26 protein-coding genes and 1 other RNA gene are annotated in these 23,291 nt (G+C 52.7%); 17 read left to right on the forward strand and 10 right to left on the reverse strand.

The genetic code is table 11. From position 1 onward, the window contains the following. Positions 1-86 precede the first annotated feature (86 nt). Both ssrA and smpB read right to left on the reverse strand, forming a co-directional pair. Positions 87-479: a transfer-messenger RNA gene (ssrA, locus tag PW844_RS20895) on the reverse strand. Between the two features lie 43 nt (positions 480-522). Then, positions 523-1,005, reverse strand: coding sequence for an SsrA-binding protein SmpB (smpB, locus tag PW844_RS20900; RefSeq protein ID WP_299455968.1), 483 nt, complete (start codon positions 1,003-1,005; stop codon positions 523-525). A gap of 159 nt (positions 1,006-1,164) precedes the next feature. Between smpB and PW844_RS20905 the strand changes: the two genes are divergently transcribed. After that, positions 1,165-1,599, forward strand: a complete 435-nt coding sequence (locus PW844_RS20905; RefSeq protein WP_299455970.1) for a type II toxin-antitoxin system RatA family toxin — start codon at positions 1,165-1,167, stop codon at positions 1,597-1,599. Beyond that, on the forward strand, positions 1,592-1,882 hold the full coding sequence (locus tag PW844_RS20910; protein WP_299455972.1) for an RnfH family protein: 291 nt from the start codon (positions 1,592-1,594) through the stop codon (positions 1,880-1,882). Before PW844_RS20905 ends, PW844_RS20910 begins: the two co-directional genes overlap by 8 nt. A 54-nt stretch (positions 1,883-1,936) precedes the next feature. Here the strand turns inward: PW844_RS20910 and bamE are convergent, their stop codons facing one another. From bamE to nadK, 3 genes are all read right to left on the reverse strand, one after another. Continuing rightward, complete coding sequence (bamE, locus tag PW844_RS20915; RefSeq protein ID WP_299455974.1) at positions 1,937-2,284, reverse strand: outer membrane protein assembly factor BamE; 348 nt, start codon at positions 2,282-2,284, stop codon at positions 1,937-1,939. Positions 2,285-2,472: 188 nt separating this feature from the next. Continuing rightward, entirely contained in the window at positions 2,473-4,134 is a 1,662-nt protein-coding gene (recN, locus tag PW844_RS20920) for a DNA repair protein RecN (protein ID WP_299455976.1), read from the reverse strand. 73 nt (positions 4,135-4,207) lie between these two features. Beyond that, on the reverse strand, positions 4,208-5,086 hold the full coding sequence (gene nadK, locus PW844_RS20925) for an NAD(+) kinase (RefSeq protein WP_299455978.1): 879 nt from the start codon (positions 5,084-5,086) through the stop codon (positions 4,208-4,210). Positions 5,087-5,209: 123 nt separating this feature from the next. On the opposite strand from nadK, the gene grpE reads away from it, so the two are divergent. Further along, a complete protein-coding gene (gene grpE / locus PW844_RS20930) occupies positions 5,210-5,788 on the forward strand; it encodes a nucleotide exchange factor GrpE (RefSeq protein WP_084878548.1) in 579 nt (192 codons plus the stop codon). 46 nt (positions 5,789-5,834) lie between these two features. Here grpE and ung read toward each other — a convergent pair whose 3' ends face one another. After that, the gene (ung, locus tag PW844_RS20935) at positions 5,835-6,512 is read right to left on the reverse strand and encodes a uracil-DNA glycosylase (RefSeq protein WP_299456191.1); all 678 of its coding nucleotides are present in this window, start codon (positions 6,510-6,512) and stop codon (positions 5,835-5,837) included. A 266-nt stretch (positions 6,513-6,778) separates the two neighbouring features. Between ung and grcA the strand changes: the two genes are divergently transcribed. Further along, entirely contained in the window at positions 6,779-7,162 is a 384-nt protein-coding gene (gene grcA, locus PW844_RS20940) for an autonomous glycyl radical cofactor GrcA (RefSeq protein ID WP_084876360.1), read from the forward strand. Positions 7,163-7,360: 198 nt separating this feature from the next. On the opposite strand, the gene srmB is transcribed toward grcA, so the two are convergent. Further along, the gene (gene srmB / locus PW844_RS20945; RefSeq protein WP_208716125.1) at positions 7,361-8,689 is read right to left on the reverse strand and encodes an ATP-dependent RNA helicase SrmB; all 1,329 of its coding nucleotides are present in this window, start codon (positions 8,687-8,689) and stop codon (positions 7,361-7,363) included. A 157-nt stretch (positions 8,690-8,846) separates the two neighbouring features. Here srmB and PW844_RS20950 point away from each other — a divergent pair, with 157 nt between their 5' ends. Continuing rightward, positions 8,847-9,596 (forward strand): tRNA1(Val) (adenine(37)-N6)-methyltransferase, encoded by a 750-nt coding sequence (locus PW844_RS20950; RefSeq protein WP_299455983.1) that lies wholly within the window; start codon positions 8,847-8,849, stop codon positions 9,594-9,596. Here the strand turns inward: PW844_RS20950 and nadB are convergent. Further along, positions 9,581-11,200: an L-aspartate oxidase gene (gene nadB / locus PW844_RS20955; protein WP_299456192.1), complete on the reverse strand. Its 1,620-nt coding sequence runs from the start codon at positions 11,198-11,200 to the stop codon at positions 9,581-9,583. The two genes, PW844_RS20950 and nadB, sit on opposite strands and share 16 nt — an antisense overlap. Before the next feature lie 444 nt (positions 11,201-11,644). Between nadB and rpoE the strand changes: the two genes are divergently transcribed. The 11 genes from rpoE (at position 11,645) to acpS (ending at position 20,987) form a co-directional block, all read left to right on the forward strand. Continuing rightward, positions 11,645-12,223 (forward strand): RNA polymerase sigma factor RpoE, encoded by a 579-nt coding sequence (gene rpoE / locus PW844_RS20960; RefSeq protein WP_010617748.1) that lies wholly within the window; start codon positions 11,645-11,647, stop codon positions 12,221-12,223. 27 nt (positions 12,224-12,250) lie between these two features. After that, on the forward strand, positions 12,251-12,907 hold the full coding sequence (gene rseA / locus PW844_RS20965; RefSeq protein WP_299455996.1) for an anti-sigma-E factor RseA: 657 nt from the start codon (positions 12,251-12,253) through the stop codon (positions 12,905-12,907). Further along, positions 12,907-13,863 carry a sigma-E factor regulatory protein RseB gene (rseB, locus tag PW844_RS20970; protein WP_299455998.1) on the forward strand — a complete coding sequence of 319 codons (957 nt, stop codon included), beginning with the start codon at positions 12,907-12,909 and terminating at the stop codon, positions 13,861-13,863. Before rseA ends, rseB begins: the two co-directional genes overlap by 1 nt. Further along, on the forward strand, positions 13,860-14,324 hold the full coding sequence (rseC, locus tag PW844_RS20975; protein ID WP_299456000.1) for a SoxR-reducing system protein RseC: 465 nt from the start codon (positions 13,860-13,862) through the stop codon (positions 14,322-14,324). The genes rseB and rseC overlap by 4 nt, the downstream gene beginning before the upstream one ends. A gap of 217 nt (positions 14,325-14,541) precedes the next feature. Beyond that, complete coding sequence (gene lepA / locus PW844_RS20980) at positions 14,542-16,341, forward strand: translation elongation factor 4 (RefSeq protein WP_084876353.1); 1,800 nt, start codon at positions 14,542-14,544, stop codon at positions 16,339-16,341. A 9-nt stretch (positions 16,342-16,350) separates the two neighbouring features. Beyond that, a complete protein-coding gene (lepB, locus tag PW844_RS20985) occupies positions 16,351-17,322 on the forward strand; it encodes a signal peptidase I (protein WP_299456006.1) in 972 nt (323 codons plus the stop codon). 130 nt (positions 17,323-17,452) lie between these two features. After that, positions 17,453-18,133: a ribonuclease III gene (gene rnc, locus PW844_RS20990; RefSeq protein ID WP_208716115.1), complete on the forward strand. Its 681-nt coding sequence runs from the start codon at positions 17,453-17,455 to the stop codon at positions 18,131-18,133. Positions 18,134-18,178: 45 nt separating this feature from the next. After that, positions 18,179-19,084, forward strand: a complete 906-nt coding sequence (gene era / locus PW844_RS20995; protein ID WP_084876350.1) for a GTPase Era — start codon at positions 18,179-18,181, stop codon at positions 19,082-19,084. Positions 19,085-19,087: 3 nt separating this feature from the next. Beyond that, entirely contained in the window at positions 19,088-19,816 is a 729-nt protein-coding gene (recO, locus tag PW844_RS21000) for a DNA repair protein RecO (protein ID WP_299456010.1), read from the forward strand. A gap of 59 nt (positions 19,817-19,875) precedes the next feature. Continuing rightward, positions 19,876-20,607 (forward strand): pyridoxine 5'-phosphate synthase, encoded by a 732-nt coding sequence (gene pdxJ / locus PW844_RS21005; protein WP_299456012.1) that lies wholly within the window; start codon positions 19,876-19,878, stop codon positions 20,605-20,607. After that, a complete protein-coding gene (gene acpS / locus PW844_RS21010) occupies positions 20,607-20,987 on the forward strand; it encodes a holo-ACP synthase (RefSeq protein WP_299456014.1) in 381 nt (126 codons plus the stop codon). Before pdxJ ends, acpS begins: the two co-directional genes overlap by 1 nt. Here acpS and PW844_RS21015 read toward each other — a convergent pair. After that, complete coding sequence (locus tag PW844_RS21015; RefSeq protein ID WP_084876346.1) at positions 20,984-21,232, reverse strand: YfhL family 4Fe-4S dicluster ferredoxin; 249 nt, start codon at positions 21,230-21,232, stop codon at positions 20,984-20,986. The two genes, acpS and PW844_RS21015, sit on opposite strands and share 4 nt — an antisense overlap. 261 nt (positions 21,233-21,493) lie before the next feature. Between PW844_RS21015 and PW844_RS21020 the strand changes: the two genes are divergently transcribed. After that, a complete protein-coding gene (locus PW844_RS21020; protein WP_299456193.1) occupies positions 21,494-22,354 on the forward strand; it encodes a glycosyltransferase family A protein in 861 nt (286 codons plus the stop codon). Between the two features lie 90 nt (positions 22,355-22,444). Here PW844_RS21020 and PW844_RS21025 read toward each other — a convergent pair whose 3' ends face one another. Next, the gene (locus PW844_RS21025; protein WP_299456018.1) at positions 22,445-23,284 is read right to left on the reverse strand and encodes a MurR/RpiR family transcriptional regulator; all 840 of its coding nucleotides are present in this window, start codon (positions 23,282-23,284) and stop codon (positions 22,445-22,447) included. Positions 23,285-23,291 lie beyond the last annotated feature (7 nt).

The following is a 23,291-nucleotide window of genomic DNA, read 5'->3' on the forward strand; positions in this document are numbered from 1 at the left end:
ACAGACACAAAAAAGCCCGCAAGGCTTACGCTGTGCGGGCTTTCAGGACTTCTGCGGATGGCTCTGGAACCATCTTTGAAGAATTTTGGTGGAGCTGGCGGGAGTTGAACCCGCGTCCGAAATTACTACGCCGTTGGTACTACATGCTTAGTCCAGTCTTTACATTCGCCTGCCAGCTGCGGATGGACACGCCACTAACAAACTAGCCTGATTGGATTTAACGCTTCAACCCCAGGCAAGGCATCCACGCGATCTCTTTTGGGTTTGACCTCTCTTGATCCCCGTCCTAAGAGCGGAGGCTAGGGAGAGAGGGAATCTTCAGTTTATTAAGCTGATTAAGCTGCTAACGCGTAAGCGTTGTCAGCAGATTCGTAGTTTTCGTCGTTTGCGACTATTTTTTTGCGGTTTTTTATCGAGGCCTACCGCACCTCGGCATGCACCTAAGGGTTCACAATCCCGTCGAATCCAGAATCAGCCCCAGGAACTTTTAATTATAGCAAAAAAAACTGTAGATTCCATCCCTTAGCGGTTGGAATTTTTCATGATGCGCGCTTTATCCATCTTCCACTCGCGTTCTTTGATATCCTCGCGTTTGTCGTGCTCTTTCTTACCGCGTGCCACACCAATCTTCAGTTTGGCCCAGGCATTTTTCCAGTAAATCGACAAGGCGACTACCGTGTAACCTTCGCGATTGACACGGCCATAGAGCGAATCAAGTTCACGCTGCTTCAGCAGAAGTTTACGGTTGCGGGTTGGGTCGCACACCACATGTGTAGAGGCCACCGCCAGCGGTTGAAAAGTCGAACCAAACAGATAGGCTTCGCCATCGCGCAGCAGAATATAGCTGTCGCTGATGTTGGCTTTGCCAGCGCGGAGAGATTTGACTTCCCATCCTTGCAACGACATACCCGCTTCGAACTCTTCTTCAATGAAGTATTCATGGCGAGCGCGTTTGTTGAGGGCAATAGTGGCTGAACCGGGTTTGTTAGCTTTTTTCTTTGTCATAGTGCGGCGTAGTCTACATCACTCAGTCTGTGGACGCATCCCCTGTCCTGCGGGGCGGTAAAAAACAGGCTATTTTAGCACAGCTGGCAAAGCCGTGAATTTTTGTTTAATGGCTGAAAATGGTATTATTCAACGGTTTTGTGATGAACAGGAACCATTATGGCCCAGATAAGTCGTTCAGCGCTGGTCCCCTACAGCGCTGAGCAGATGTACCAGCTCGTGAATGATGTGGATGCTTATCCTGAATTTCTTCCGGGTTGCACCGGCAGTCGGGTGCTGGAAAACAGCGGTAATCAAATGACAGCTGCTGTCGATGTCTCCAAAGCAGGCATCAGTAAGACTTTTACTACGCGTAACACATTGACCAGCAATCAAAGCATTCATATGCAGCTGGTTGACGGTCCGTTCCGCAAGCTGACCGGGGGCTGGCACTTTACTTCACTGGGTGACGATGCTTGCAAGGTCGAGTTGAGTCTGGATTTTGAGTTCACCAACATGCTGGTAGAGATGGCGTTCGGCCGGGTATTTAAAGAGCTGGCTAACAATATGGTGCTGGCCTTTACTAAACGCGCCAAAGAGGTCTATCGTGCCTGATATCACGATAGAAGTTGTTTATGCCCTGCCGGACAAACAGTACCTGCGCACCGTAACGCTGGAAGAGGGTGCGACAGTGGAGGAGGCGATTAAAGCCTCAGGACTGTTATCTCTGCGCAAAGATATCGATCTGAAAACGAATAAAGTCGGTGTGTTCAGCCGCCCGGTAAAACTGGATGATACGTTGCAGGATGGCGATCGCGTGGAAATCTATCGTCCGCTGATTGCCGACCCGAAAGAGATGAGACGCCAGCGAGCGGAACGCTCAGCTGAGAAAAAATAGCGAAATGGCAGAAACAAAAAAGGCGCTCCAGGCGCCTTTTTTATTGCATCTTACTTAGCCTTCGCTGCCAGTGAGACGCGGTTTGTTGTCGATGTTAGTCAGCACGCCATTGCTATCGAAAGTCAGCGTCAGCGTCTGTTGTTTCACGCTTTCATGACCGGGTTCCTGGCGGAAAACGTAGTACCAGACATTGCTACCGAAGGGATCGCGCATCATCGGGGTACCGAGGGTATACGCGACCTGCTGCTGCGTCATGCCAGTGTGGATTTTAGCCACATCATTGGCGACCAGGTAGTTCCCCTGATTGATATCAGGACGGTATACAACGCGCTCAAGGGTGGAACATCCGGCGGTCATCATCAACATTACCACTGCCGCGGCAGTCAGCATTTTACAGCGCATCTCTACATTCCTTTTCTGGGGCCAAACGCCTTTTCATCAGGCTGTTTTTTTGCCATCAAATTCTGAACTCTGCCTGCGGCAGGCTTTATTACTCTGGCGACATAAGTGCCGATGATAATAAACCTTTTCGCTATTGGAAACCTCTACAGAGCAAGCATATGACCATCGGGCCGGAAAAAAGTGCGGTATCAGGCTGCTAAAAGTTCTTTTGCGTTCGCCAGCGTGTTGCGTGTCACTTCACTACCGCCCAGCAGCCGTGCCAGTTCCTGCAGGCGTGCACGTTTATCAAGCGGTTGCATGTGCGTTTCTGTCATTGCACCATCCGTTTCTTTGCTGACGAAGAAATGTTGATGACCACAACCGGCAACCTGTGGCAAGTGCGTCACGCACATCACCTGGGTTGATTCACCCAACTGACGTAACATCTGGCCGACAACGGCAGCTGTCGGGCCACTGATACCAACATCCACTTCATCAAAGATCATTGCCGGAGTTTCCATTTTCTGCGCAGTAATGACCTGAATTGCCAGCGCGATACGCGACAATTCACCCCCTGATGCCACTTTCCCGAGCGGCTGCAATGGCTGGCCAGGGTTAGTCGTCACGCGAAAATCAATGCGGCTGGCTCCTTCGGCAGTCAGCTGCTCCGGGTTGAATTCCAGCACAATCGCGAATTCACCGTGCGGCATTGCCAGCATGCGCATGCTTTGGGTGATTAACCGGGTCAGTTCCTGTGCTGCAACCTCACGTTGCTGATGCAGCAGCGTGGCGCTCGCCAGTGCTTCGTGATGATGTGCAGCGACAGCAGTCTGTAATGTCTCCTGATCGCTTTCCTGCTGAGAGAGTTGTTCGGCTTCATCCAGCAGTTGCTGATACAACACGGGCAGCGCTTCGGGTGTGACATGATGCTTGCGTGCCAGTGCGATCTGGCGCGACAGGCGTTGCTCCAGTTCGTGCAGACGATTGGGATCGAGATCGAGGCGGTCGCAATAGTGGCGCAGTTCATCGCTGGCCTCACTCAACTGGATTGCTGCTTCTTCCAGCAGATTAAATACGCCACCGACTTTATCATCCAGCGTGACCAGTTCGCTCAGCATCTGACGTGCGCTATACAGCAGACTTTGCATATTGGTGTCTTCGCTGTCGGCCAGAATCTGCAAGGCCTGCTGGCTGGTCGAGAGCAACTGACCACTGTTGGCGAGACGTTTATATTCTTCGTCGATTTGCTCAAACTCACCGGGTTGCGGTGCAAACTCATTCAACTCTTTCAACTGGTACTGCAACAGCTCGCGGCGTGCTTCCCGCTCCTGGGAGAGTTGCTGATGCTGGGCCAGTGCACGGCAGCTTTGATGCCAGTGTTGATAGTGGGTACGCATCTTGACCAGCAGAGCATCGTGTGCAGCATAAGCATCGAGCAGATGCTTTTGATGTTCGGGTTTGAGCAACAGTTGGTGGGCATGCTGGCCATGAATCTGAATCAACAACTGACCCAGTTCACGTAGTTGAGAAAGTGGGACCGACGTGCCGTTGATAAAACCGCGTGACCGGCCATCGGCACTGATCACGCGGCGTAACAGGCATTCATTGCCGTCATCCAGTTGATTTTCCACCAGCCAGCGTTGGGCAGACGGTGAGGCTTTCAGCTGAAAGCGTGCACAAATATCCGCACGATTCGCTCCCTGACGCACCATATCTGCTTCGGCACGACCACCAAGGCACAAGCCAAGCGCATCAATTGCGATGGATTTTCCTGCGCCGGTTTCACCTGTGATCGCTGTCATGCCACGGTGAAAATCGATTTCCAGTTCACGAACGATAGCAAAATTACTGATGGTAAGTTGTGCCAGCATAAATTCACCTGTATAGAAAAACAGATATGGTTTTTCATACAGTATAAACTGGTTTTTTATCCAGTAAAGTGGTTCAGAACAATTTTTTTGACCAGCCAAGCTTTGAGCTTAACGTATTAAAATAATTGTAATTTTTAGGGTGAATTAGATTGAGGTGATGGGTGCTGCGGCGAATCAACACATCTTCACCCTCCTGAATCGGCAATGCAATCTGGCTATCGCAGCTGATCTCCAAATCGTTGCGGCGTGAGGAGAAACGCAGGCGAATGGTACTGTTACTGTTGATCACCAGCGGACGCGCAGATAGAGTATGCGGGAACATCGGTACCAGCACGATAGCTTCCAGCGAAGGTGTCAGAATCGGGCCACCAGCGGAGAGTGAATAAGCGGTTGACCCCGTCGGTGTGGAGATAATCAGGCCATCGGAACGTTGCGAGAAGGCAAAAACCTCATCGATATAGACTTCAAATTCAATCATATGCGCTACTTTTCCCGGATGCAGAACCACTTCATTAATGGCGCTACCAATACGCGGTGAGCAATCTTCTTTGCATACCTGCGCTTCCAGTAAAAAACGGCTTTCGACGAAATAATCGCCTTGCAGTACATCATCCAGCTGTTGCTGGGCGTTGTCTGGATCGAGATCGGTCAGAAAACCCAGATTTCCACGGTTAATACCAATCACTTTGATATCGTAACGGGCCAGCACGCGCGCGGCTCCGAGCATGTTGCCGTCGCCACCGACCACGACAGCCAGGTCGGCCTGCTGGCCAATTTCCGCCAGCGTGCCGGTTTGCACATTTTTCAGTGCCAGTTCGCGCGCAATTTGCTGCTCAACAATCACCTTATAGCCTTTTGCTGTCAGCCAGCGCCACAGCATTTCATGGGTAGTTAACGCAGTAGGATGGCGGGGATGGCCGACGATCCCAATGCAGTTAAAGTGTTTGTTCATTTGCGCTCGTATTCCTCATAAGCCAAAACGGCCAGGCAATGTGATGGGTTCCCTTGAAACCGTCAAACTGATCCCCATAATAAGCGAACCAGCGAGATGAATGTGCAAAACGCGGAGAAATTCATGAGTAGTAAAGAACAGAACACCCCAAACGAGCAAGTCTCAGACGAAATTCAACAGGATCAACAGCACTTGGACGCAGAGACGGCAGCTGAGGTGGATCCGCGTGATGAACGCATCGCGCAACTGGAAGCTGAATTAGCTCAGTCGCAGTCCGGTGTGCGTGAAGCACAACTGCGTGCGCAGGCGGAAATCGAAAACATCCGTCGCCGTACTGAAATGGATGTGGAAAAAGCGCACAAATTTGCGCTGGAAAAATTTGCCAACGAGCTGCTGCCGGTCATCGATAGCCTCGAGCGTGCGCTGGAAGTGGCGGACAAAGAGAATTCTGAACTGGCATCAATGATTGAAGGCATCGAGCTGACGCTGAAATCACTGCTGGGTGCGGTGCGTAAATTCGGCGTGGAGGTGGTAGGCGAGACCAATGTGCCTTTCAACCCGGATGTGCATCAGGCGATGTCGATGATGGAATCCGAAGAAGTGGCACCTAATCACGTGATGATGGTGATGCAGCGTGGTTATACGCTGAACGGCCGCTTGCTACGTCCGGCGATGGTTGCGGTAGCAAAAGCGAAAAGCTGATTTGCTGCTTAATCACAAACGGCCGCCTTATGCGGCCGTTTGCGTTTCAGGGCAACACCGGTGTCCAGTCAATAACGGGTTTCCCGGCCTGATTCAGCAAGGTGTTGGTCTGCGAAAAATGACGGCTGCCAAAAAAGCCCCGATGGGCGGACAGCGGTGAAGGATGCGGCGCTTTCAGAACATGATGACGCTGGCGATCAATGATGCTGCCTTTCTTTTGCGCATGCGAACCCCACAGCAGAAAAATCACCCCTTCGCGATGCTGGTTAATTGCGCTGATCACGTTGTCAGTAAAGGTTTCCCAGCCAAAGCGCGCATGTGAATGTGCCTGTCCTGCTTCCACTGTCAGCACCGTGTTGAGCAACATCACGCCTTGTTTTGCCCAGCTCTCCAGAAAGCCATGCTGAGGGCGAACAAATCCTGGTATATCCTGCTCCAGCTCTTTATACATATTTAGCAGCGAGGGGGGGATGGCTACGCCCGGTAGTACGGAAAAAGCCAGTCCGTGAGCCTGATTGGGGCCGTGATAAGGGTCCTGGCCCAATATCACTACCTTGATGTCCCCTAACTCGGTCAGGCGAAAGGCATTGAACACATCTTTTTGCGGCGGATAGACCGTTTTACCCGCAGCGCGCTCACTGGCGACCGCCTTCAGGGTCTCCACAAAGTAAAGTTTCTCTTTCTCTTCAGCCAGCACATCGTGCCAGGTCAGCTTCTCGGTCATCATGGACTCCCTGCCAAAAAATTGCGCCTAGCTTAACGCGTCCGGGCGGGGAGCAGAAGGCCAAAAATAATTTGATAATTTACAAAAAAACTTAAAACGTAAACCTGTTATAAAACAACTTTTTAGTTTTTGCTGGCGCCAGGGGGCCTGGTTGAAATTGATGCAGGTCAAAACAGCTCATTTCTGTCAATGATATACCTGAGCATCAAAGATTTTCGAAAACCGCGCTGTTCAACCGTGGCAGCGCCTGGACCTGGAGGCCATGTATGATTACCGGTATTCAAATTACTAAAACCAATAATCCGCAGCTGCTGAATTCTTTCTGGCTGCTGGACGATGAAAAATCTGAAGCACGTTGCCTGTGTGCAAAAGGTGATTTTGCTGAAGATCAGGTGGTTGCCATCAGCGATCTGGGTGAAATTGCTTACCGCGAAATTCCGGTGGAGCAGAAACCACAGGTACGTATCGAGGGCGGCCAGCATCTGAATGTTAACGTTTTGCGTCGTGAAACGCTGGAAGATGCGGTGAAACACCCGGAAAAATATCCGCAGCTGACCATTCGCGTATCAGGTTATGCAGTACGTTTTAATGCGCTGACACCGGAACAACAGCGTGATGTTATCACCCGTACTTTCACTGAAAGCCTGTAACTGCGGCTTTTTTGCATAACTGACGAAAAGACACACAGCAATCCAGGCCGTACCGGTGCTTACCGGTACGGCTTTTTTGTATTTAATTTTTTAGCTTCGTAACACCAGAGTGAAAAGGGGAGCGAAATGGGAATTTTTGGCAGTTAAACATAAAAAAATCGCCTCACAGGAGGCGATTTTTTTGGTTAGTGTGCTGATTTATTCCACACTTTGATCCGGTGTGCCGGAACCGCTTGGCTTGCGGCGTTTACCGATATTTTTAGCATCGCGGTGACGTTTTTTCACCCGCGGTTTTTCGGCTTCTTTCTCTTTCTGCTCTTTACGCTTCGCAAGCACCTTTTTCGACGGTTTTCCGGTCACTTTTGCGCTGGGCGCACGGCTCTCCGGACGTAACTCATCGATGGTACGTGGCTTCAGCGGTTCATTAATATAACGGCTGATTTTGCCCAGCAGCACATGGTCATGCGCTTCAACCAGTGACAGCGCAGTCCCTTTGCGGCCAGCACGCGCGGTGCGGCCAATGCGGTGCAGATAGGTATCCGCAGTACGTGGCATATCAAAATTGAATACGTGGCTGACATCTTCGATGTCGATACCGCGTGCAGCGACGTCGGTGGCCACCAGTACGTTGACGCGACCGTCATTCAGACGTTTCAGCGCCTCGTTGCGCTTGGCTTGCACCATCTCACCTTCTAGATAGCTGCAACGAATACCGGCTTCATGCAGCCAGGTTACCAGTTCATGCAGACGCTCGCGCTTACGCACAAACACAATCGAGCGGGTGACTTCAGGTTGCTTCAGCAGATGCACCAGCAGTTTGGTTTTGTGCTCGAGATCGTCAGCACGGTAATACCATTGCTGAATTTTCTTACGCTCGCGCTGGCTGGGATCCGAATCAACTGAAACCGGGTCATTCAGCAGGCGTTCGGCAAAGTCTTTGATGCTGTCGCCTTCCAGCGTGGCGGAGAACAGCAGCGTTTGCTTACGCCAGCGGGTTTCGCCCGCGATGGTTTCGATGTCCTGGGCAAAACCCATGTCCAGCATGCGGTCGGCTTCATCGAGAATCAGCGTTTCAACGGCGCGGCAGTCAAAGTTTTCTTCTTTGATGTATTGCAGCAAGCGGCCCGTGGTCGCCACCACGATATCCTGATTTTCGCTGAAGACTTCAGCGTGGTTCATGTAGGCGACGCCGCCAGTGATGGTGGCGATATCCAGATGTGTATGTTTTGCCAGTTCACGCGCGTGATCGGCAACCTGCATCGCCAGTTCGCGCGTGGGCGTTAAAATTAAAATGCGCGGCGGGCCTGATTTTTTACGTGGGAAATCGATCAGGTGCTGCAAAGCCGGCAGCAGATAAGCTGCGGTTTTCCCCGTTCCGGTCGGTGCTGAACCCAGTACGTCACGGCCCTCCAGTGCGGCAGGGATGGCCTCAGCCTGGATGGCTGTTGGGCGCGTGAAGCCTTTTTCCTGCAGGGCATCCAGCAGGCTTTCGTCGAGTTCGAGTTCGGAGAATGTGGTTACGGTCATGGTCTACCTCAGTTTGGGGCGCTGATTATAGACAGAACAAACATAATCTTCATCTGTTTGTGTGCCGATGTCGTTCGGCCAGGAGATGTTTTCCCTGCCGAGCCACGTTACACTGAAGCTCTGCCATTGGGCAGGATTTGTTGAGTGGTTGCAGAGAATGACAGAAACGACGCCGCATCCGCGGCCTCAGTTACAAAAGAATGGTTTTACCTTTAAGCGGTTTTTTATTGCTCACGATCGCTGTGCAATGAAAGTTGGCACCGACGGGATTTTGCTGGGCGCGTGGGCACCGGTTGCTGGTGTGCGGCGGGTGCTGGATATCGGTAGCGGCAGCGGGCTGATTGCCCTGATGATTGCCCAGCGCACGCCAGATGAGGTGCATATCGATGCCGTAGAACTGGACGCGGATGCAGCCGGGCAGGCGCAGGAGAATGTGCAGGCTTCACCCTGGCCATCAAGGGTGACGGTTCATCATGCAGATATCACCGATTGGGCAGAGGATTGCGAACAACGTTACTCCCTGATCGTCAGTAATCCCCCTTATTTCGCACCTGGCGTGGCCTGTGCGACCCCGCAACGTGCCGCCGCGCGGTCCACCGATAGTCTTGATCACCAGACTTTGCTACGTTGTGCGGCGCAGTTAATAGAAGAAGAGGGGTTCTTTTGCGTGGTGCTGCCCGAATCACTGGGGCAGGGCATGATTGAGCAGGCACAGCAGGATGGCTGGCATCTGCGTTTTCGTTATGACGTGGCAGAATACGCGCAGCGGCCGCCCCATCGCGTGCTGCTTGGGTTTTCACCCAGTGCCGGAGAACACTTGATGGAGCGGCTGGCGATACGTGATGAGAACACGCAATACTCAGAAGACTGGTGCAGCCTGACGCGCGATTTCTATCTGTTCATGTAATGGGCTGGAGCCAGTACCGTGGGCTGTGCTTCGGGTAACAGGAAAGGATAGTCCGGCGTGTAATGCAGGCCGCGGCTCTCTTTACGTTCCAGTGCACAGCGCACCATCAACTCCGCCACCTGAACCAAATTGCGCAGTTCCAGCAAATTGTTAGACAGGCGAAAATGCGCGTAATACTCATCAATTTCCTGCTGTAGCAGGTTGATACGGCGCAGCGCCCGTTCCAGCCGCTTGGTGGTGCGCACGATTCCCATGTAATCCCACATAAACAGCCGCAGTTCGTGCCAGTTATGCTGAATCACCACGCGTTCATCGGCATCATCGACGCGGCTTTCATCCCAGGCAGGAAGATGCTCGACCTGTTCGATCTCTGGCAGACGACGAATCAAATCTTCCGCCGCCGACCAGCCATACACCAGGCATTCCAGCAGGGAGTTTGACGCCATACGGTTCGCGCCATGCAGGCCGGTATAGCTGACCTCGCCAATGGCATACAGGCCATCGACATCGGTACGCCCCTGCTGATCGACTATCACACCGCCGCAGGTGTAATGGGCGGCGGGGACGATGGGTATCGGCTCTTTGGTCAGATCCAGGCCAAAGGTCAGCAGCTTTTCATAAATCATCGGGAAGTGGGCGCGAACAAAGCTGGCTGGCTGATGGCTGATGTCGAGATACATGCAATCCACACCAAGACGTTTCATCTCATGGTCAATAGCGCGTGCCACAATATCGCGCGGCGCCAGCTCGGCGCGTTGATCAAAATCAGGCATAAAGCGCGTACCATCCGGGCGCAGTAGCCATGCACCTTCACCGCGCAGCGCTTCGGTAAGCAGGAAGTTTTGCGCCTGCGGATGGAACAAACAGGTGGGGTGGAACTGATTGAATTCCAGATTTGCGACCCGGCAGCCAGCGCGCCATGCCATCGCGATCCCGTCACCGGAAGCAACGTCTGGATTGGTGGTGTATTGATAAACTTTAGCGGCACCGCCGGTAGCCAGAATCACCGCACGCGCCCGGCAGGTTTCTACCTGTTCTCGATTACGGTTCCAGATCCAGGCACCGACCACACGACGTGGACCCGGCTGGCCAATTTTATCGGATAAGATCAGATCCACCGCGTTGGTCCGTTCGAGAATACGAATGTTGGGATGACTCAGGGCCTGGCTGACCAGCGTGGTTTCCACGGCACGCCCGGTCGCATCAGCGCTGTGCAGAATGCGGCGATGGCTGTGGCCACCTTCCCGCGTCAGGTGGTAGCGCGCTTCGCCCTCTCCCTGCGGCTCTTTATCGAAGGCCACACCGTTATCAATCAACCATTGCACGCAGTTACGTGCGTTGCTGGCGATAAAACTGACCGTAGCGCGATCGCATAAGCCGGCACCCGCAATCAGGGTGTCTTCTACATGTGATTCAATGCTGTCGGTTTCATCAAACACGGCGGCGATACCGCCCTGGGCGTAGAGCGTCGAACCTTCATTTACCTGGGCTTTACTCAGCACAGTGACCTGATAATGCGGAGCCAGGCGTAGCGCCAATGACAGGCCAGCAGCGCCACTGCCGACAATAAGTACATCACACTGATAATCGGAGAATGAGGTCATGATGTTTAATTTACTAAACAAAAGGTCCCCTGAGCATAAGCCCGGATGCCCGCGCTGTGAAGTATTTTGAACAATTGTCGCGGGGAAATTAGACGTTTTTCCGCGATAACGACGCGATTTCAGTAAGTTATGTCTGAAAATAGTCTTTACGCGTTTTTTATACCAAACATACTGAAAATTCAGGTAATAAAGATGAAAATCGTAGCGTCATGGGTTACTCTGCCAGCGATTATCGGTGCCGACCTAAGGTCGCCCGCGCGGCAAGTCGCTACACTGTATGACAATCAACAACAAAGGCGTCTTGGTGCCGATACGGAAAATTATCAGGTCGTAATGAACTTCAGGCCAGAATATGACTCTAAGCGCATGCTTGCTCAGAACTAATGAGATGTGCTGGCAGTTCATTTACGCGTATTTAAAGAGTTTGGGGAGACATTACCTCGGATGAGCGAGCAGTTAACGGATCAGGTTCTTGTTGAACGGGTTCAGAAGGGAGATCAAAAGTCCTTTAATTTACTGGTGATACGATACCAGCATAAAGTGGCGAGCCTGGTTTCACGTTATGTCCCATCGGGCGATGTGCCGGATGTGGTACAGGAGTCTTTCATTAAAGCGTATCGCGCACTGGAATCGTTCCGTGGCGACAGCGCGTTTTACACATGGCTGTACCGCATTGCGGTGAACACAGCAAAAAATTATCTGGTGGCTCAGGGACGCCGCCCGCCATCCAGTGATGTTGACGCGATCGACGCGGAAAATTTCGAAAGTGCGGGTGCGTTGAAAGAAATTTCGAACCCTGAGAACTTAATGTTGTCTGACGAACTGAAACAGATTGTCTTTCGTACCATTGAGGCGCTTCCTGAGGATTTACGCATGGCCATTACCCTCAGAGAGCTGGACGGATTAAGCTACGAAGAAATTGCCGCCATCATGGATTGTCCGGTCGGTACGGTACGTTCGCGTATCTTCCGTGCACGAGAGGCTATTGATAATAAAGTTCAACCGCTTATCCAACGTCAGTGATAACGGCTACTGGAAGGGTACCAAAGCATGCAGAAAGAAAAACTTTCCGCTTTAATGGATGGTGAGACTTTAGATAACGAGCTGCTGGCGTCGTTATCCAGGGATGCAAATCTGCAAAAAAGCTGGGAAAGCTACCATCTGATCCGCGACACCCTGCGGGGCGATGTGGGTGAAGTGCTGCATTTTGATATCTCCGCGCGTGTCGCGGCAGCCATCGAAAATGAACCGGTACGCAAAGTGACGTCGCTGATTCCGGAAGCGCAGCCTGAACCGGCGAGCTGGAAGAAAATGCCGTTCTGGCGTAAGTCTGGTTCCTGGACAGCGCAACTGGCGCAGGTCGGTTTAGCCGCCTGTGTATCGCTGGCGGTGATTGTCGGTGTTCAGCACTACAATCAGCCTGCGGGTAGCAACGCGACGCCATCGTCCGATTCTCCGGTGTTCAACACTCTGCCGATGATGGGCAAGGCCTCTCCGGTCAGTTTGGGAGTTCCTTCTGACGCGTTCGATACCAACAGTTCGAATCAGCAGGTGCAGGAACAGCGTCGCCGTATCAACGCGATGCTGCAGGATTATGAGCTGCAACGTCGTCTGCATGCCGATCAGGTTCAGTTTGAAAAGAACGATCCGCAACAGGCACAGGCTAATGTTCCCGGTAATCAGTCGTTAGGAATTCAGCAGCAGTAATGAAGCAGCTTTGGTGTGCCGTTAGCCTGCTGGCAGGCAGCCTGCTTTACACATCTACCGCCCCGGCGCAGACCTCTGCGTCCGGGGCGTTGTTACAGCAGATGGAGCAGGCAAGCCAGTCCCTCAATTACGAATTCGCTTATATCAATGTCTCGCGTCTCGGCATTGAATCTCTGCGTTATCGCCACGCGATTATCAACAACCGTGTTTTTGCCCAGCTTTTGCAGATGGACGGTCCGCGACGTGAGGTGATTCAGCGCGGTAATGACATCAGCTATTTCGAGGCTGGCCTCGATCCGTTCACACTGCCCGGCAACCATATCGTCGATGCACTGCCTCCGTTAATGTTTGCCGACTTCTCTCGTCTGAGCAGCGCCTACGATTTCATTCCGGTTGGTCGTTCACGTATTGCCGACCAGCTGTGTGAAGTGATGCGCATTGTTTCCCGGGATGGCACGCGTTACAGCTATGTCGTGTGGCTGGATGTCGATACAAGGTTGCCATTACGTATCGATCTGCTGGATCGCGATGGCGAGACGCTCGAACAGTTCCGCGTCATCAGTTTTGCTGTCGATGAAGGCGTGCGTAATCTGATGCAGGGGTTGGAGAAAGCCAATCTTCCACCCACCTTATCCTTACCCGTGGGCGATAAAGTTCAGCTCAACTGGCAGCCAACATGGCTACCGGCGGGGATGACGCTGATTTCGCAGAGCCGTCGTGATATCCCGGCGCTGAACAAAACAGTGGAATCCCGTCTCTACAGCGATGGTTTGTTCAGTTTCGCCATTAACGTAACGCCAGCTGATAAAAATAGCGTTGCGCAGACATTGCGCACTGGGCGTCGTACGGTGCAGACCGAAGTGCGCAATAATAGCGAGATTACCGTGGTGGGTGAGATTCCTCCCGCCACAGCAAAACGTATTGCGGACAGCATTGATTCGGGACCAGCAAAATGATGAGAGAATGGGCCACCGTGGTGGCATGGAAAGAGGGCGTCGCGACGTTACATACCGAAGCGAAGACCTCCTGTAACAGTTGCTCGGCGCGTAAAGGCTGCGGCAGCCACATGCTGAATAAGCTGGGGCCGAAAAATGCCCACGTGATGCAAATCGCCAGCCCGGAACCGCTACAACCTGGTCAGCGTATTGAGCTGGGTATCCGTGAGAGTAGTCTGCTGGGCTCTGCGTTGCTGGTTTACATGACACCGCTGTTTGGCCTGTTTCTGGTTGCTGGTTTGTTTCAGATGCTGTTCCATAGCGATCTGGCATCCGCCTGTGGTGCGCTGCTGGGCGGCACAGGGGGCTTTATTGTGGCGAAAGGGGTCTCGACATTAGTCGGTGAACGTGAGGCTTTTCAACCGGTGATCCTGAATGTTGCTTTGCCGCCAGATGCCATGCGAGTTGAAACTGAAATCTGATTCTTGCCGGGCCGCGTCAATCGCGGCCTTTTTCTCCGCGCTTAGCCGCTGAAATCTGTTGCGATTCCCCGCTGTTCCATTCTTTAACGCAAGGCGTTAACAGTGTAATATGCGTCGTCATTAATGAGGCTGACAGGGTTCCAGGTAAAATACCGTTTCCTGAATGTGTCTGTGCTCAAGTATTCAACTGCTGTTCTACGTGAAGATATTCATATAAATGAAGCACATAAGAAATTTCTCCATCATCGCTCATATCGACCACGGTAAATCGACGCTCTCCGACCGTTTGATCCAAATTTGTGGTGGCCTGAGCGATCGTGAGATGGCAGCGCAGGTTCTGGATTCAATGGATTTGGAACGTGAGCGCGGCATTACCATTAAAGCGCAGAGCGTAACGCTCGATTACAAAGCGCTGAACGGTGAAACTTACCAGCTCAATTTTATCGATACCCCCGGACACGTTGACTTCTCCTATGAAGTATCGCGTTCTCTGGCGGCCTGTGAAGGGGCGTTGCTGGTGGTCGATGCAGGTCAGGGCGTAGAAGCACAGACGCTGGCGAACTGCTACACCGCAATGGAAATGGATCTGGAAGTGGTACCGGTACTGAACAAGATCGACCTGCCTGCGGCCGACCCGGAGCGTGTGGCGGAAGAGATTGAAGATATCGTTGGTATCGATGCGACGGATGCCGTGCGCTGTTCAGCGAAAACCGGCGTCGGTGTGCCGGAAGTGCTGGAACGTCTGGTACGTGACATTCCGCCGCCGCAGGGCGATCCGGATGCTCCGCTACAGGCGCTGATCATCGACTCATGGTTCGATAACTATCTTGGCGTGGTGTCGCTGATTCGTATCAAGAACGGCACGCTGCGTAAAGGCGACAAAGTTAAAGTGATCAGCACCGGTCAGGTGTATAACGCTGAGCGCCTGGGGATTTTCACGCCGAAACAAGTCGATCGCACCGAACTGAAATGCGGTGAGGTAGGCTGGCTGGTTTGCGCCATTAAAGATATCCTCGGTGCACCAGTGGGCGATACCCTGACGCTGCAACGTAATCCGGCAGATAAAGCGCTGCCGGGCTTCAAAAAAGTGAAGCCGCAGGTTTATGCCGGTCTGTTCCCGGTCAGCTCTGATGATTACGAAGCCTTCCGCGATGCGCTGGGCAAACTGAGCCTGAACGATGCCTCGCTGTTTTACGAGCCGGAAAGCTCCACTGCGCTGGGCTTCGGCTTCCGCTGCGGCTTCCTTGGCCTGCTGCATATGGAGATCATCCAGGAGCGTCTGGAGCGTGAATACGATCTCGATCTGATCACCACCGCACCAACCGTGGTGTATGAAGTGGAAACCACAGATGGCGAAGTGGTGTATGTCGACAGCCCGTCGAAGCTACCGCCGCTGAATAACATTGAAGAACTGCGCGAACCGATCGCCGAGTGTCATATGCTGCTGCCGCAGGAATATTTGGGCAACGTCATTACACTGTGCATCGAGAAGCGTGGTGTTCAGACAAATATGGTTTACCACGGCAACCAGGTTGCGCTGACTTACGAAATTCCGATGGCAGAAGTGGTCCTCGACTTCTTCGACCGTCTGAAATCGACGTCACGCGGCTATGCTTCACTGGATTATAACTTCAAACGTTTCCAGGCCTCTGACATGGTGCGTGTCGACGTGCTGATCAACTCAGAACGTGTCGATGCGCTGGCGCTGATTACTCACCGTGATAACTCGCAATATCGTGGCCGTGATCTGGTGGAGAAGATGAAAGAACTGATCCCACGACAGCAGTTCGATATCGCGATTCAGGCAGCAATTGGCAACCACATTATCGCTCGCTCAACAGTCAAACAGCTGCGTAAAAACGTTCTGGCGAAATGCTATGGCGGTGACGTCAGCCGTAAGAAAAAACTGTTGCAGAAGCAGAAGGACGGTAAGAAGCGAATGAAGCAGGTCGGTAACGTTGAGCTGCCGCAGGAAGCATTCCTTGCCATTCTGCATGTCGGTAAAGACAGCAAATAAGGAACCTCAATGGCTAATATGTTCGCCCTGATTCTGGCGATCGCCACCCTGGTAACGGGTGTTATCTGGTGTATTGATCGTTTTAAATGGGCACCGGCGCGTCGTGCTAAGCAGGCTGCTGTACAGGCGCAAGCCGGCAACACGCTGGATAGCAAAACGCTGGCGAAAGTCTCCGCGCAGCCAGGCTGGGTGGAAACCGCAGCATCGGTTTTCCCGGTGCTGGCGGTGGTGTTTATTGTTCGTTCTTTCGTCTATGAGCCGTTCCAGATCCCATCTGGTTCGATGATGCCCACCCTGTTGATTGGTGACTTCATCCTCGTCGAGAAGTTCGCCTATGGTCTGAAAGATCCGATCACGCAAACCACGCTGATCCCAACCGGCCATCCGCAGCGAGGTGACGTCGCGGTATTTAAATACCCGAAAGATCCGAGCATGGATTACATCAAACGCGTTATCGGCTTACCGGGTGACAAAGTGGTCTACGATCCTTATAGCAAAACGTTGACCGTTAACCCGGGCTGTGCAGGGAGTAAGTGCGATACGGCACTGCCGATTACCTACACCAATATCGAACCGAGCAGCTTTATTCAGACTTTCAGCGGCTTCGATGGCAATGAAACCGGCAACGGCTTCTTCCAGGTACCGCCGGGAGAAACCATGCGTGGCGGCCTGCGTCTCGGGACACGTAAAGAGACGCTGGGCAACGTGACACATGACATCCTGCTGGTTAACGAAGCGCAAAGTCAGGCGAGCATGTACTATCAGCAGCCAGGCGAGCCGCAATCCACGTGGATTGTGCCGCAGGGGCAATACTTCATGATGGGCGATAACCGTGATAACAGCGCCGACAGCCGCTACTGGGGCTTTGTACCCGAGCGTAATCTGGTCGGTAAAGCGGTCGCTATCTGGATGAGCTTTGAGAAACAGGAAGGACAGTGGCCAACCGGCGTGCGACTGAGTCGCATCGGCGGTATTCACTGATAACAGGCCCGCATAGCGGGCAAAACGGTTGGCTCCCTGCGGGGAGCCACTGCACACGAAACAGAACGTGTTGGAACCTCAGCCCTGTTTCGTATGCAGAGTGACAGACGCACAGAAGAACTGGAATCGCATGAACCCCATCCTCATTAACAAGCTACAGCGCAAACTGGGCTACACTTTTACTCATCCGGAACTACTGCAACAGGCGCTGACTCACCGCAGTGCCAGCAGTAAACATAACGAGCGTCTTGAATTTCTTGGCGATTCAATTCTTAGCTATGTGATTGCTAACGCACTTTATCAACGCTTTCCTCGCGTTGATGAAGGTGATATGAGCCGCATGCGCGCCACGCTGGTACGTGGTAACACGCTGGCTGAAATGGCACGGGAGTTTGATCTCGGCGAGTGTTTACGCCTCGGTCCGGGTGAATTGAAAAGCGGCGGTTTTCGTCGCGAATCGATTCTGGCTGATACCGTGGAAGCGCTGATTGGTGGCATCTTCCTCGACAGCACGATTCAGACCGTCGAAAAGCTGATTCTCGACTGGTATCAAACGCGGCTGGAACAAATCAGCCCGGGCGATAAGCAAAAAGATCCGAAAACCCGCCTGCAGGAGTATCTGCAGGGACGCCATCTGCCACTACCCTCTTATCTGGTGGTGCAGGTGCGTGGTGAAGCCCACGATCAGGAATTTACCATTCACTGTCAGGTGAGTGGCATGGCAGAACCGGTGGTGGGCGTAGGCTCCAGCCGCCGTAAAGCGGAACAGGCCGCTGCCGAACAAGCGCTGATTAAACTCGGCCTCGAATAGTCACATCGCAGCACCCTGAACGGTGCTGATTAAGTCAGGACTCGAATGAGCGAACACGAAACTTATTGCGGCTTTGTCGCGATTGTTGGCCGACCGAACGTCGGCAAATCCACCTTACTGAACCAGTTGCTGGGGCAGAAGGTGTCGATCACTTCACGCAAGCCGCAAACCACGCGTCACCGCATCATGGGTATTCATACTGAAGGGCCTTATCAGGCCATCTACGTGGACACCCCTGGGCTGCATATGGAAGAAAAGCGGGCGATCAACCGTCTGATGAACCGTGCTGCCAGCAGCTCCATTGGTGATGTTGAACTGGTCATTTTCGTGGTCGATGGCACGCGCTGGACGCCTGATGACGAAATGGTGCTGAACAAGCTGCGTGATGGCAAAGTGCCGGTAGTGCTGGCGGTTAACAAAGTTGATAACATCCAGGATAAAAGCATCCTGCTGCCACACCTGCAATTCCTCAGCCAGCAGATGAACTTCGCTGAAATCGTGCCGATTTCCGCTGAATTCGGTAAGAACGTGGATACTATTGCCGCTATCGTTCGCAAGCGTCTGCCACAGGCCGAGCATCACTTCCCGGAAGAGTACATCACTGACCGCTCACAACGCTTTATGGCATCCGAAATCATCCGTGAAAAACTGATGCGTTTCCTCGGTGCTGAGCTGCCTTATTCCGTTACCGTTGAGATTGAGAAGTTCGAAACCAACGAACGTGGCGGCTACGATATCAGCGGCCTGATTCTGGTTGAGCGCGACGGACAGAAGAAAATGGTGATTGGCAACAAAGGGGCCAAAATCAAAACCATCGGTATTGAAGCGCGTAAAGATATGGAAGAGATGTTTGAGGCCAAAGTGCACCTCGAACTGTGGGTGAAGGTCAAATCTGGCTGGGCAGACGACGAACGTGCGTTGCGCAGTCTGGGTTATGTAGACGACCTCTAACCGATGGAAGGCTGGCAACGCGCCTTTGTGCTGCATAGTCGCCCTTATAGCGAAACCAGCCTGCTGATCGATCTCTTTAGCGAAAGCGAAGGGCGCGTGCGTGTCCTCGCCAAAGGCGCGCGCTCGCGCCGTTCGCAACTCAAAGGTGCTTTGCAACCTTTCACGCCATTGCTGGTGCGCTGGGGCGGGCGCGGCGAAGTAAAAACGCTGCGCAGTGCCGAAGCGGTATCGCTGGCGCTGCCGCTCAGCGGTATCACACTCTACTGTGGCCTGTACGTGAACGAACTCTTGTCACGCGTACTGGAGCAGGAAATTCCTTTCTCTGAACTGTTCTTCGATTACCTGAATTGCATCCAGTCACTGGCAGCTGCCAGCGGCACGCCTGAACCGGCGTTGCGCCGCTTTGAACTGGCGCTGCTGGGCCACCTGGGATACGGTGTCGATTTCCTGCACTGCGCAGGCAGTGGGGAAGAGGTGGATGATGGCATGACCTACAGCTATCGCGAAGAAAAAGGGTTTATTGCCAGCCTGGTGGTGAACCAGCGCAGCTTTACCGGTCGCCAGCTGCGGGCGCTATGGGAGCGAGATTTCCCGGATGCGGATAGCCTGCGCGCAGCCAAACGTTTTACCCGTATGGCGCTAAAGCCATACCTGGGCGGTAAACCGCTCAAGAGTCAGGAACTCTTTCGTCAGTTTGTGCCGAAAAAGAAGCCGGATACGGCGAGCGAATGATGCCAGGCGGGATGTCGCGCGGTACACTCTCAACACACTAAACATATTTAAGGATTGTCATGGCTGAGTTGCTGTTAGGGGTCAACATTGACCACATCGCCACCGTACGTAACGCACGTGGCACCCATTATCCTGATCCGGTGCAGGCCGCATTTATCTCCGAACAGGCTGGGGCGGATGGCATTACCGTGCACCTGCGTGAAGACCGTCGTCATATTACCGACCGCGATGTGCGTATTCTGCGTGACACCATCCAGACACGTATGAACCTGGAAATGGCCGTCACCGATGAAATGGTCGGCATTGCCTGTGACATCAAACCGCATTTCTGCTGCCTGGTGCCGGAAAAACGCCAGGAAGTGACCACCGAGGGTGGGCTCGATGTGGCGGGACAACAGGACAAAATCAACGCTGCGGTAAGGCAACTGAGTGAGGCGGGAATTCTGGTTTCGTTGTTTATTGATGCCGATCACCGCCAGATTGAAGCGGCAGTCGCCAGCGGTGCGCCTTATATTGAAATCCACACTGGTGCCTATGCTGAAGCGCCTGAAGGGCTGGCGCGTGATGCTGAGCTGGAACGAATTCGTATCGCTGCCACCTTTGCCGCCAGCCTCGGGCTGAAAGTGAATGCAGGCCACGGACTGACCTACCACAACGTGCAGCCGATTGCGGCTTTACCGGAAATGCATGAACTGAATATCGGTCATGCGATTATTGGTCGCGCGGTGATGAGTGGTCTGGCTGACGCAGTCAAAGAGATGAAGCAGCTGATGCGGGAAGCGCGCCGTTAATGGCCATACTCGGGCTGGGCAGCGATATCGTTGAGATTGAGCGCATCGCCGGTGTCATTGAGCGATCCGGGGATCGTCTGGCGCGTCGGGTGCTGAGCGAAGCCGAGTGGCAGCAATACCAGACGCACCAGCAGCCGGTGCGTTTTCTGGCTAAGCGTTTTGCGGTGAAGGAAGCGGCGGCGAAAGCTTTTGGTACCGGCATTCGTGGCGGTCTGGCGTTTAATCAGTTTGAAGTGTACAACGATGCGCTGGGTAAACCGGGTTTACGTTTCTTCCTGCAAGCGGCGGAAATTGCACGACAGCTTGGTGTGCAGCATGTCCACGTCACCCTGGCCGATGAACGGCACTACGCCTGTGCCACGGTGATCATCGAAAGCTAGTGATGCAGCACCACAAATTTCTCCCACAGCGCTTCGCGACTTTCGGGGTGCTGTGGGTCAGGAATGATAGTGTTATCGATGGGGCATACGCTCAGGCAGGTCGGCACATCATAATGGCCGACACATTCGGTGCAGCGAGCGCTGTCGATCTGGTAGATGGCGTCACCGAGGCTGATCGCCTGGTTTGGGCATTCCGGTTCGCACATGTCGCAGTTGATACAGCGCTGGGTAATCAGTAAAGCCATGGTGAGTTACTATCTGGTGTAAAAGATTCAGTAAAGGCGCGCACCTTAGCATAATCCGGCCTTCCCCCCAATCTGGCGTGTTGATTTTTCTCCGTTTCATTTGCGCCAGCGCAAGATTGCATTCGTTATATTTTTCTGATGATGCCATCAGGGATTTATTTATTTCTATGATATCAATAATTTATCAGGGAACCTGGGTTGAAGCCATCTGGTGCTGAGTTAGCATCTGCGCTACCAGGTGAACCTCTAATAAATTATGCAATGAATATAATAAATGAACTGATTAGCAACCGACATGCTGCCGACAAATCCCATATTGATCTGAGCTATATTACGCATTTTTATTGTGACCAGGAATCTATCAACTCGGTCATCTCTTTGTTAAAGGAATATGAAACTTATCCGGCACCATTATTAGATCGTATCGAATTTATTATTGTCGATGACTGCTCACCAATTGAATATGAAATACCGGCATTGAATTTAAATTTGACCTGGTTACGCATCACGACGGATATCAAATGGAATCAGGGCGGGGCACGTAATCTGGGAGTGACCTACGCAAAATCGGATAAAATTTTGATGTCAGACCTCGATCATGGTTTCCCGGCCAGCACGCTGGCATATCTGGCTGACTCTGACAACCCTGGACGATGTTTCTATAAACTGCGGCGTAAGCGTGCTGATGGCATCTGCTATAAAGGCCATTCCAATCTGTTTTTTATGAGCCGCGCCCGTTTTCTGCGTTTTTACGGCTATGATGAAGAATATTGCGGCAATTATGGTGCAGAAGATTATCGGTTTGTGAAATATCAGAAGTATCAGGGGTCGCAGCAGCGTTATATGCCGGACAGCATTTGGTGTTATGAGCGTCAACTGGATCGCGAAAAAAGCTATCACAATTTATCACGTGATCTTTCTGCTAATACGCCGGTTGATTTGCGAAAGAAGAATGAGTGTAGCTACTTTGGCAGAGAGTATGGACATAGTCGTATTTTTCTCAATTTCGACTGGATTAAAATGAAAACCTATAATCGTTGTCCGGCAATGCCGCCAAAAATCAGGAAATATTGGCGGCCATTGTGGTGGTGGCGTTGGTTGAATCCGCGCGCAGCACGCTGAACATCATGTCTGGCGGTACTGGTTATCACGCGGGTTTTGTAACAGTGTGAAGCGCCTGAAAATAGCGCGATAGATCGCGCTGTTGAACTGTTACACCAGTTTTCTTACCAGCGCTTCACTGTGGCGGATATGGCTGGAGGCGCGTTCAGGATCATTCTGTACCAGTGCCATAAACAGCAGGTCCGTCAGGGCCAGCTGGGCGCTGGTTGAGGAGATTGCGGCACTGCGGGTGCTTTGCTCCTCGGCAACGGTGTATAGACAATGCGTGGCGCACTGCTGCAACGTATTGGGGGTGAACCCGGTAAACGCCAGCACATCGGCCCCGGTCTGCGCGGCTTCCTGGGCGGCAAGATTGATTTCGCGTCGTTCGCCGGTATAGGAAATGGCCAGCAGCACATCGCCTGTGGTCATGGCCTGTACGCTGGCGAGCAACGCATGCATATCCTGCTCGGCGACCGCGTTGATGCCGATCTTCATCAGTTTCCATGAAAAATCTTTTGCTACCAGGCCCGATGCGCCAATGCCAACCAGCAGGATACGGTTGGCATTTTTCAGCAGCCGTAACGTTTCCATCAACATCTCTTCGCTGTTGATATCCAGCGTGGCGCGAATTGCCGAGATCTTCTCGGCCAGCAGTTTTTCACCCACGACTTTCAGCGGGTCATCGCTAAGAATATGGTTATGAACGGTGATGGCATCACGGTCGGCCAGTGATTCGCTGAGTGCTAACTTCAATGCCGGGAACCCTTTATAGCCCAGTTTCTGGGCAAACTTGACCACGCTGGACTGGCTGACGCCTGATTCTTCCGCCAGTTTTTGCGAACTCAAATGCCGCGCCCGGTCCGGTTGTGACAACAAAAAATCCGCCAGACGTCGCTCGTTGAGCGCCAGACGCGGATAAAGCTGACGAATCCGCAGCAATGAACTCATCTCCGAT

Source organism: Pantoea sp. (assembly GCF_028283705.1).
In the GTDB taxonomy this organism is placed as follows: domain Bacteria; phylum Pseudomonadota; class Gammaproteobacteria; order Enterobacterales; family Enterobacteriaceae; genus Pantoea.

Excerpts from the sequence above, each read along its gene's own strand:
- smpB (WP_299455968.1), bottom strand. The coding sequence starts at position 1,005 with ATGACAAAGAAAAAAGCTAACAAACCCGGTTCAGCCACTATTGCCCTC.
- PW844_RS20905 (WP_299455970.1), top strand. The coding sequence starts at position 1,165 with ATGGCCCAGATAAGTCGTTCAGCGCTGGTCCCCTACAGCGCTGAGCAG.
- bamE (WP_299455974.1), bottom strand. The coding sequence starts at position 2,284 with ATGCGCTGTAAAATGCTGACTGCCGCGGCAGTGGTAATGTTGATGATG.
- recN (WP_299455976.1), bottom strand. The coding sequence starts at position 4,134 with ATGCTGGCACAACTTACCATCAGTAATTTTGCTATCGTTCGTGAACTG.
- nadK (WP_299455978.1), bottom strand. The coding sequence starts at position 5,086 with ATGAACAAACACTTTAACTGCATTGGGATCGTCGGCCATCCCCGCCAT.
- grpE (WP_084878548.1), top strand. The coding sequence starts at position 5,210 with ATGAGTAGTAAAGAACAGAACACCCCAAACGAGCAAGTCTCAGACGAA.
- ung (WP_299456191.1), bottom strand. The coding sequence starts at position 6,512 with ATGACCGAGAAGCTGACCTGGCACGATGTGCTGGCTGAAGAGAAAGAG.
- grcA (WP_084876360.1), top strand. The coding sequence starts at position 6,779 with ATGATTACCGGTATTCAAATTACTAAAACCAATAATCCGCAGCTGCTG.
- srmB (WP_208716125.1), bottom strand. The coding sequence starts at position 8,689 with ATGACCGTAACCACATTCTCCGAACTCGAACTCGACGAAAGCCTGCTG.
- PW844_RS20950 (WP_299455983.1), top strand. The coding sequence starts at position 8,847 with ATGACAGAAACGACGCCGCATCCGCGGCCTCAGTTACAAAAGAATGGT.
- nadB (WP_299456192.1), bottom strand. The coding sequence starts at position 11,200 with ATGACCTCATTCTCCGATTATCAGTGTGATGTACTTATTGTCGGCAGT.
- rpoE (WP_010617748.1), top strand. The coding sequence starts at position 11,645 with ATGAGCGAGCAGTTAACGGATCAGGTTCTTGTTGAACGGGTTCAGAAG.
- rseA (WP_299455996.1), top strand. The coding sequence starts at position 12,251 with ATGCAGAAAGAAAAACTTTCCGCTTTAATGGATGGTGAGACTTTAGAT.
- rseB (WP_299455998.1), top strand. The coding sequence starts at position 12,907 with ATGAAGCAGCTTTGGTGTGCCGTTAGCCTGCTGGCAGGCAGCCTGCTT.
- rseC (WP_299456000.1), top strand. The coding sequence starts at position 13,860 with ATGATGAGAGAATGGGCCACCGTGGTGGCATGGAAAGAGGGCGTCGCG.
- lepA (WP_084876353.1), top strand. The coding sequence starts at position 14,542 with ATGAAGCACATAAGAAATTTCTCCATCATCGCTCATATCGACCACGGT.
- lepB (WP_299456006.1), top strand. The coding sequence starts at position 16,351 with ATGGCTAATATGTTCGCCCTGATTCTGGCGATCGCCACCCTGGTAACG.
- rnc (WP_208716115.1), top strand. The coding sequence starts at position 17,453 with ATGAACCCCATCCTCATTAACAAGCTACAGCGCAAACTGGGCTACACT.
- era (WP_084876350.1), top strand. The coding sequence starts at position 18,179 with ATGAGCGAACACGAAACTTATTGCGGCTTTGTCGCGATTGTTGGCCGA.
- recO (WP_299456010.1), top strand. The coding sequence starts at position 19,088 with ATGGAAGGCTGGCAACGCGCCTTTGTGCTGCATAGTCGCCCTTATAGC.
- pdxJ (WP_299456012.1), top strand. The coding sequence starts at position 19,876 with ATGGCTGAGTTGCTGTTAGGGGTCAACATTGACCACATCGCCACCGTA.
- acpS (WP_299456014.1), top strand. The coding sequence starts at position 20,607 with ATGGCCATACTCGGGCTGGGCAGCGATATCGTTGAGATTGAGCGCATC.
- PW844_RS21015 (WP_084876346.1), bottom strand. The coding sequence starts at position 21,232 with ATGGCTTTACTGATTACCCAGCGCTGTATCAACTGCGACATGTGCGAA.
- PW844_RS21020 (WP_299456193.1), top strand. The coding sequence starts at position 21,494 with ATGAATATAATAAATGAACTGATTAGCAACCGACATGCTGCCGACAAA.
- PW844_RS21025 (WP_299456018.1), bottom strand. The coding sequence starts at position 23,284 with ATGAGTTCATTGCTGCGGATTCGTCAGCTTTATCCGCGTCTGGCGCTC.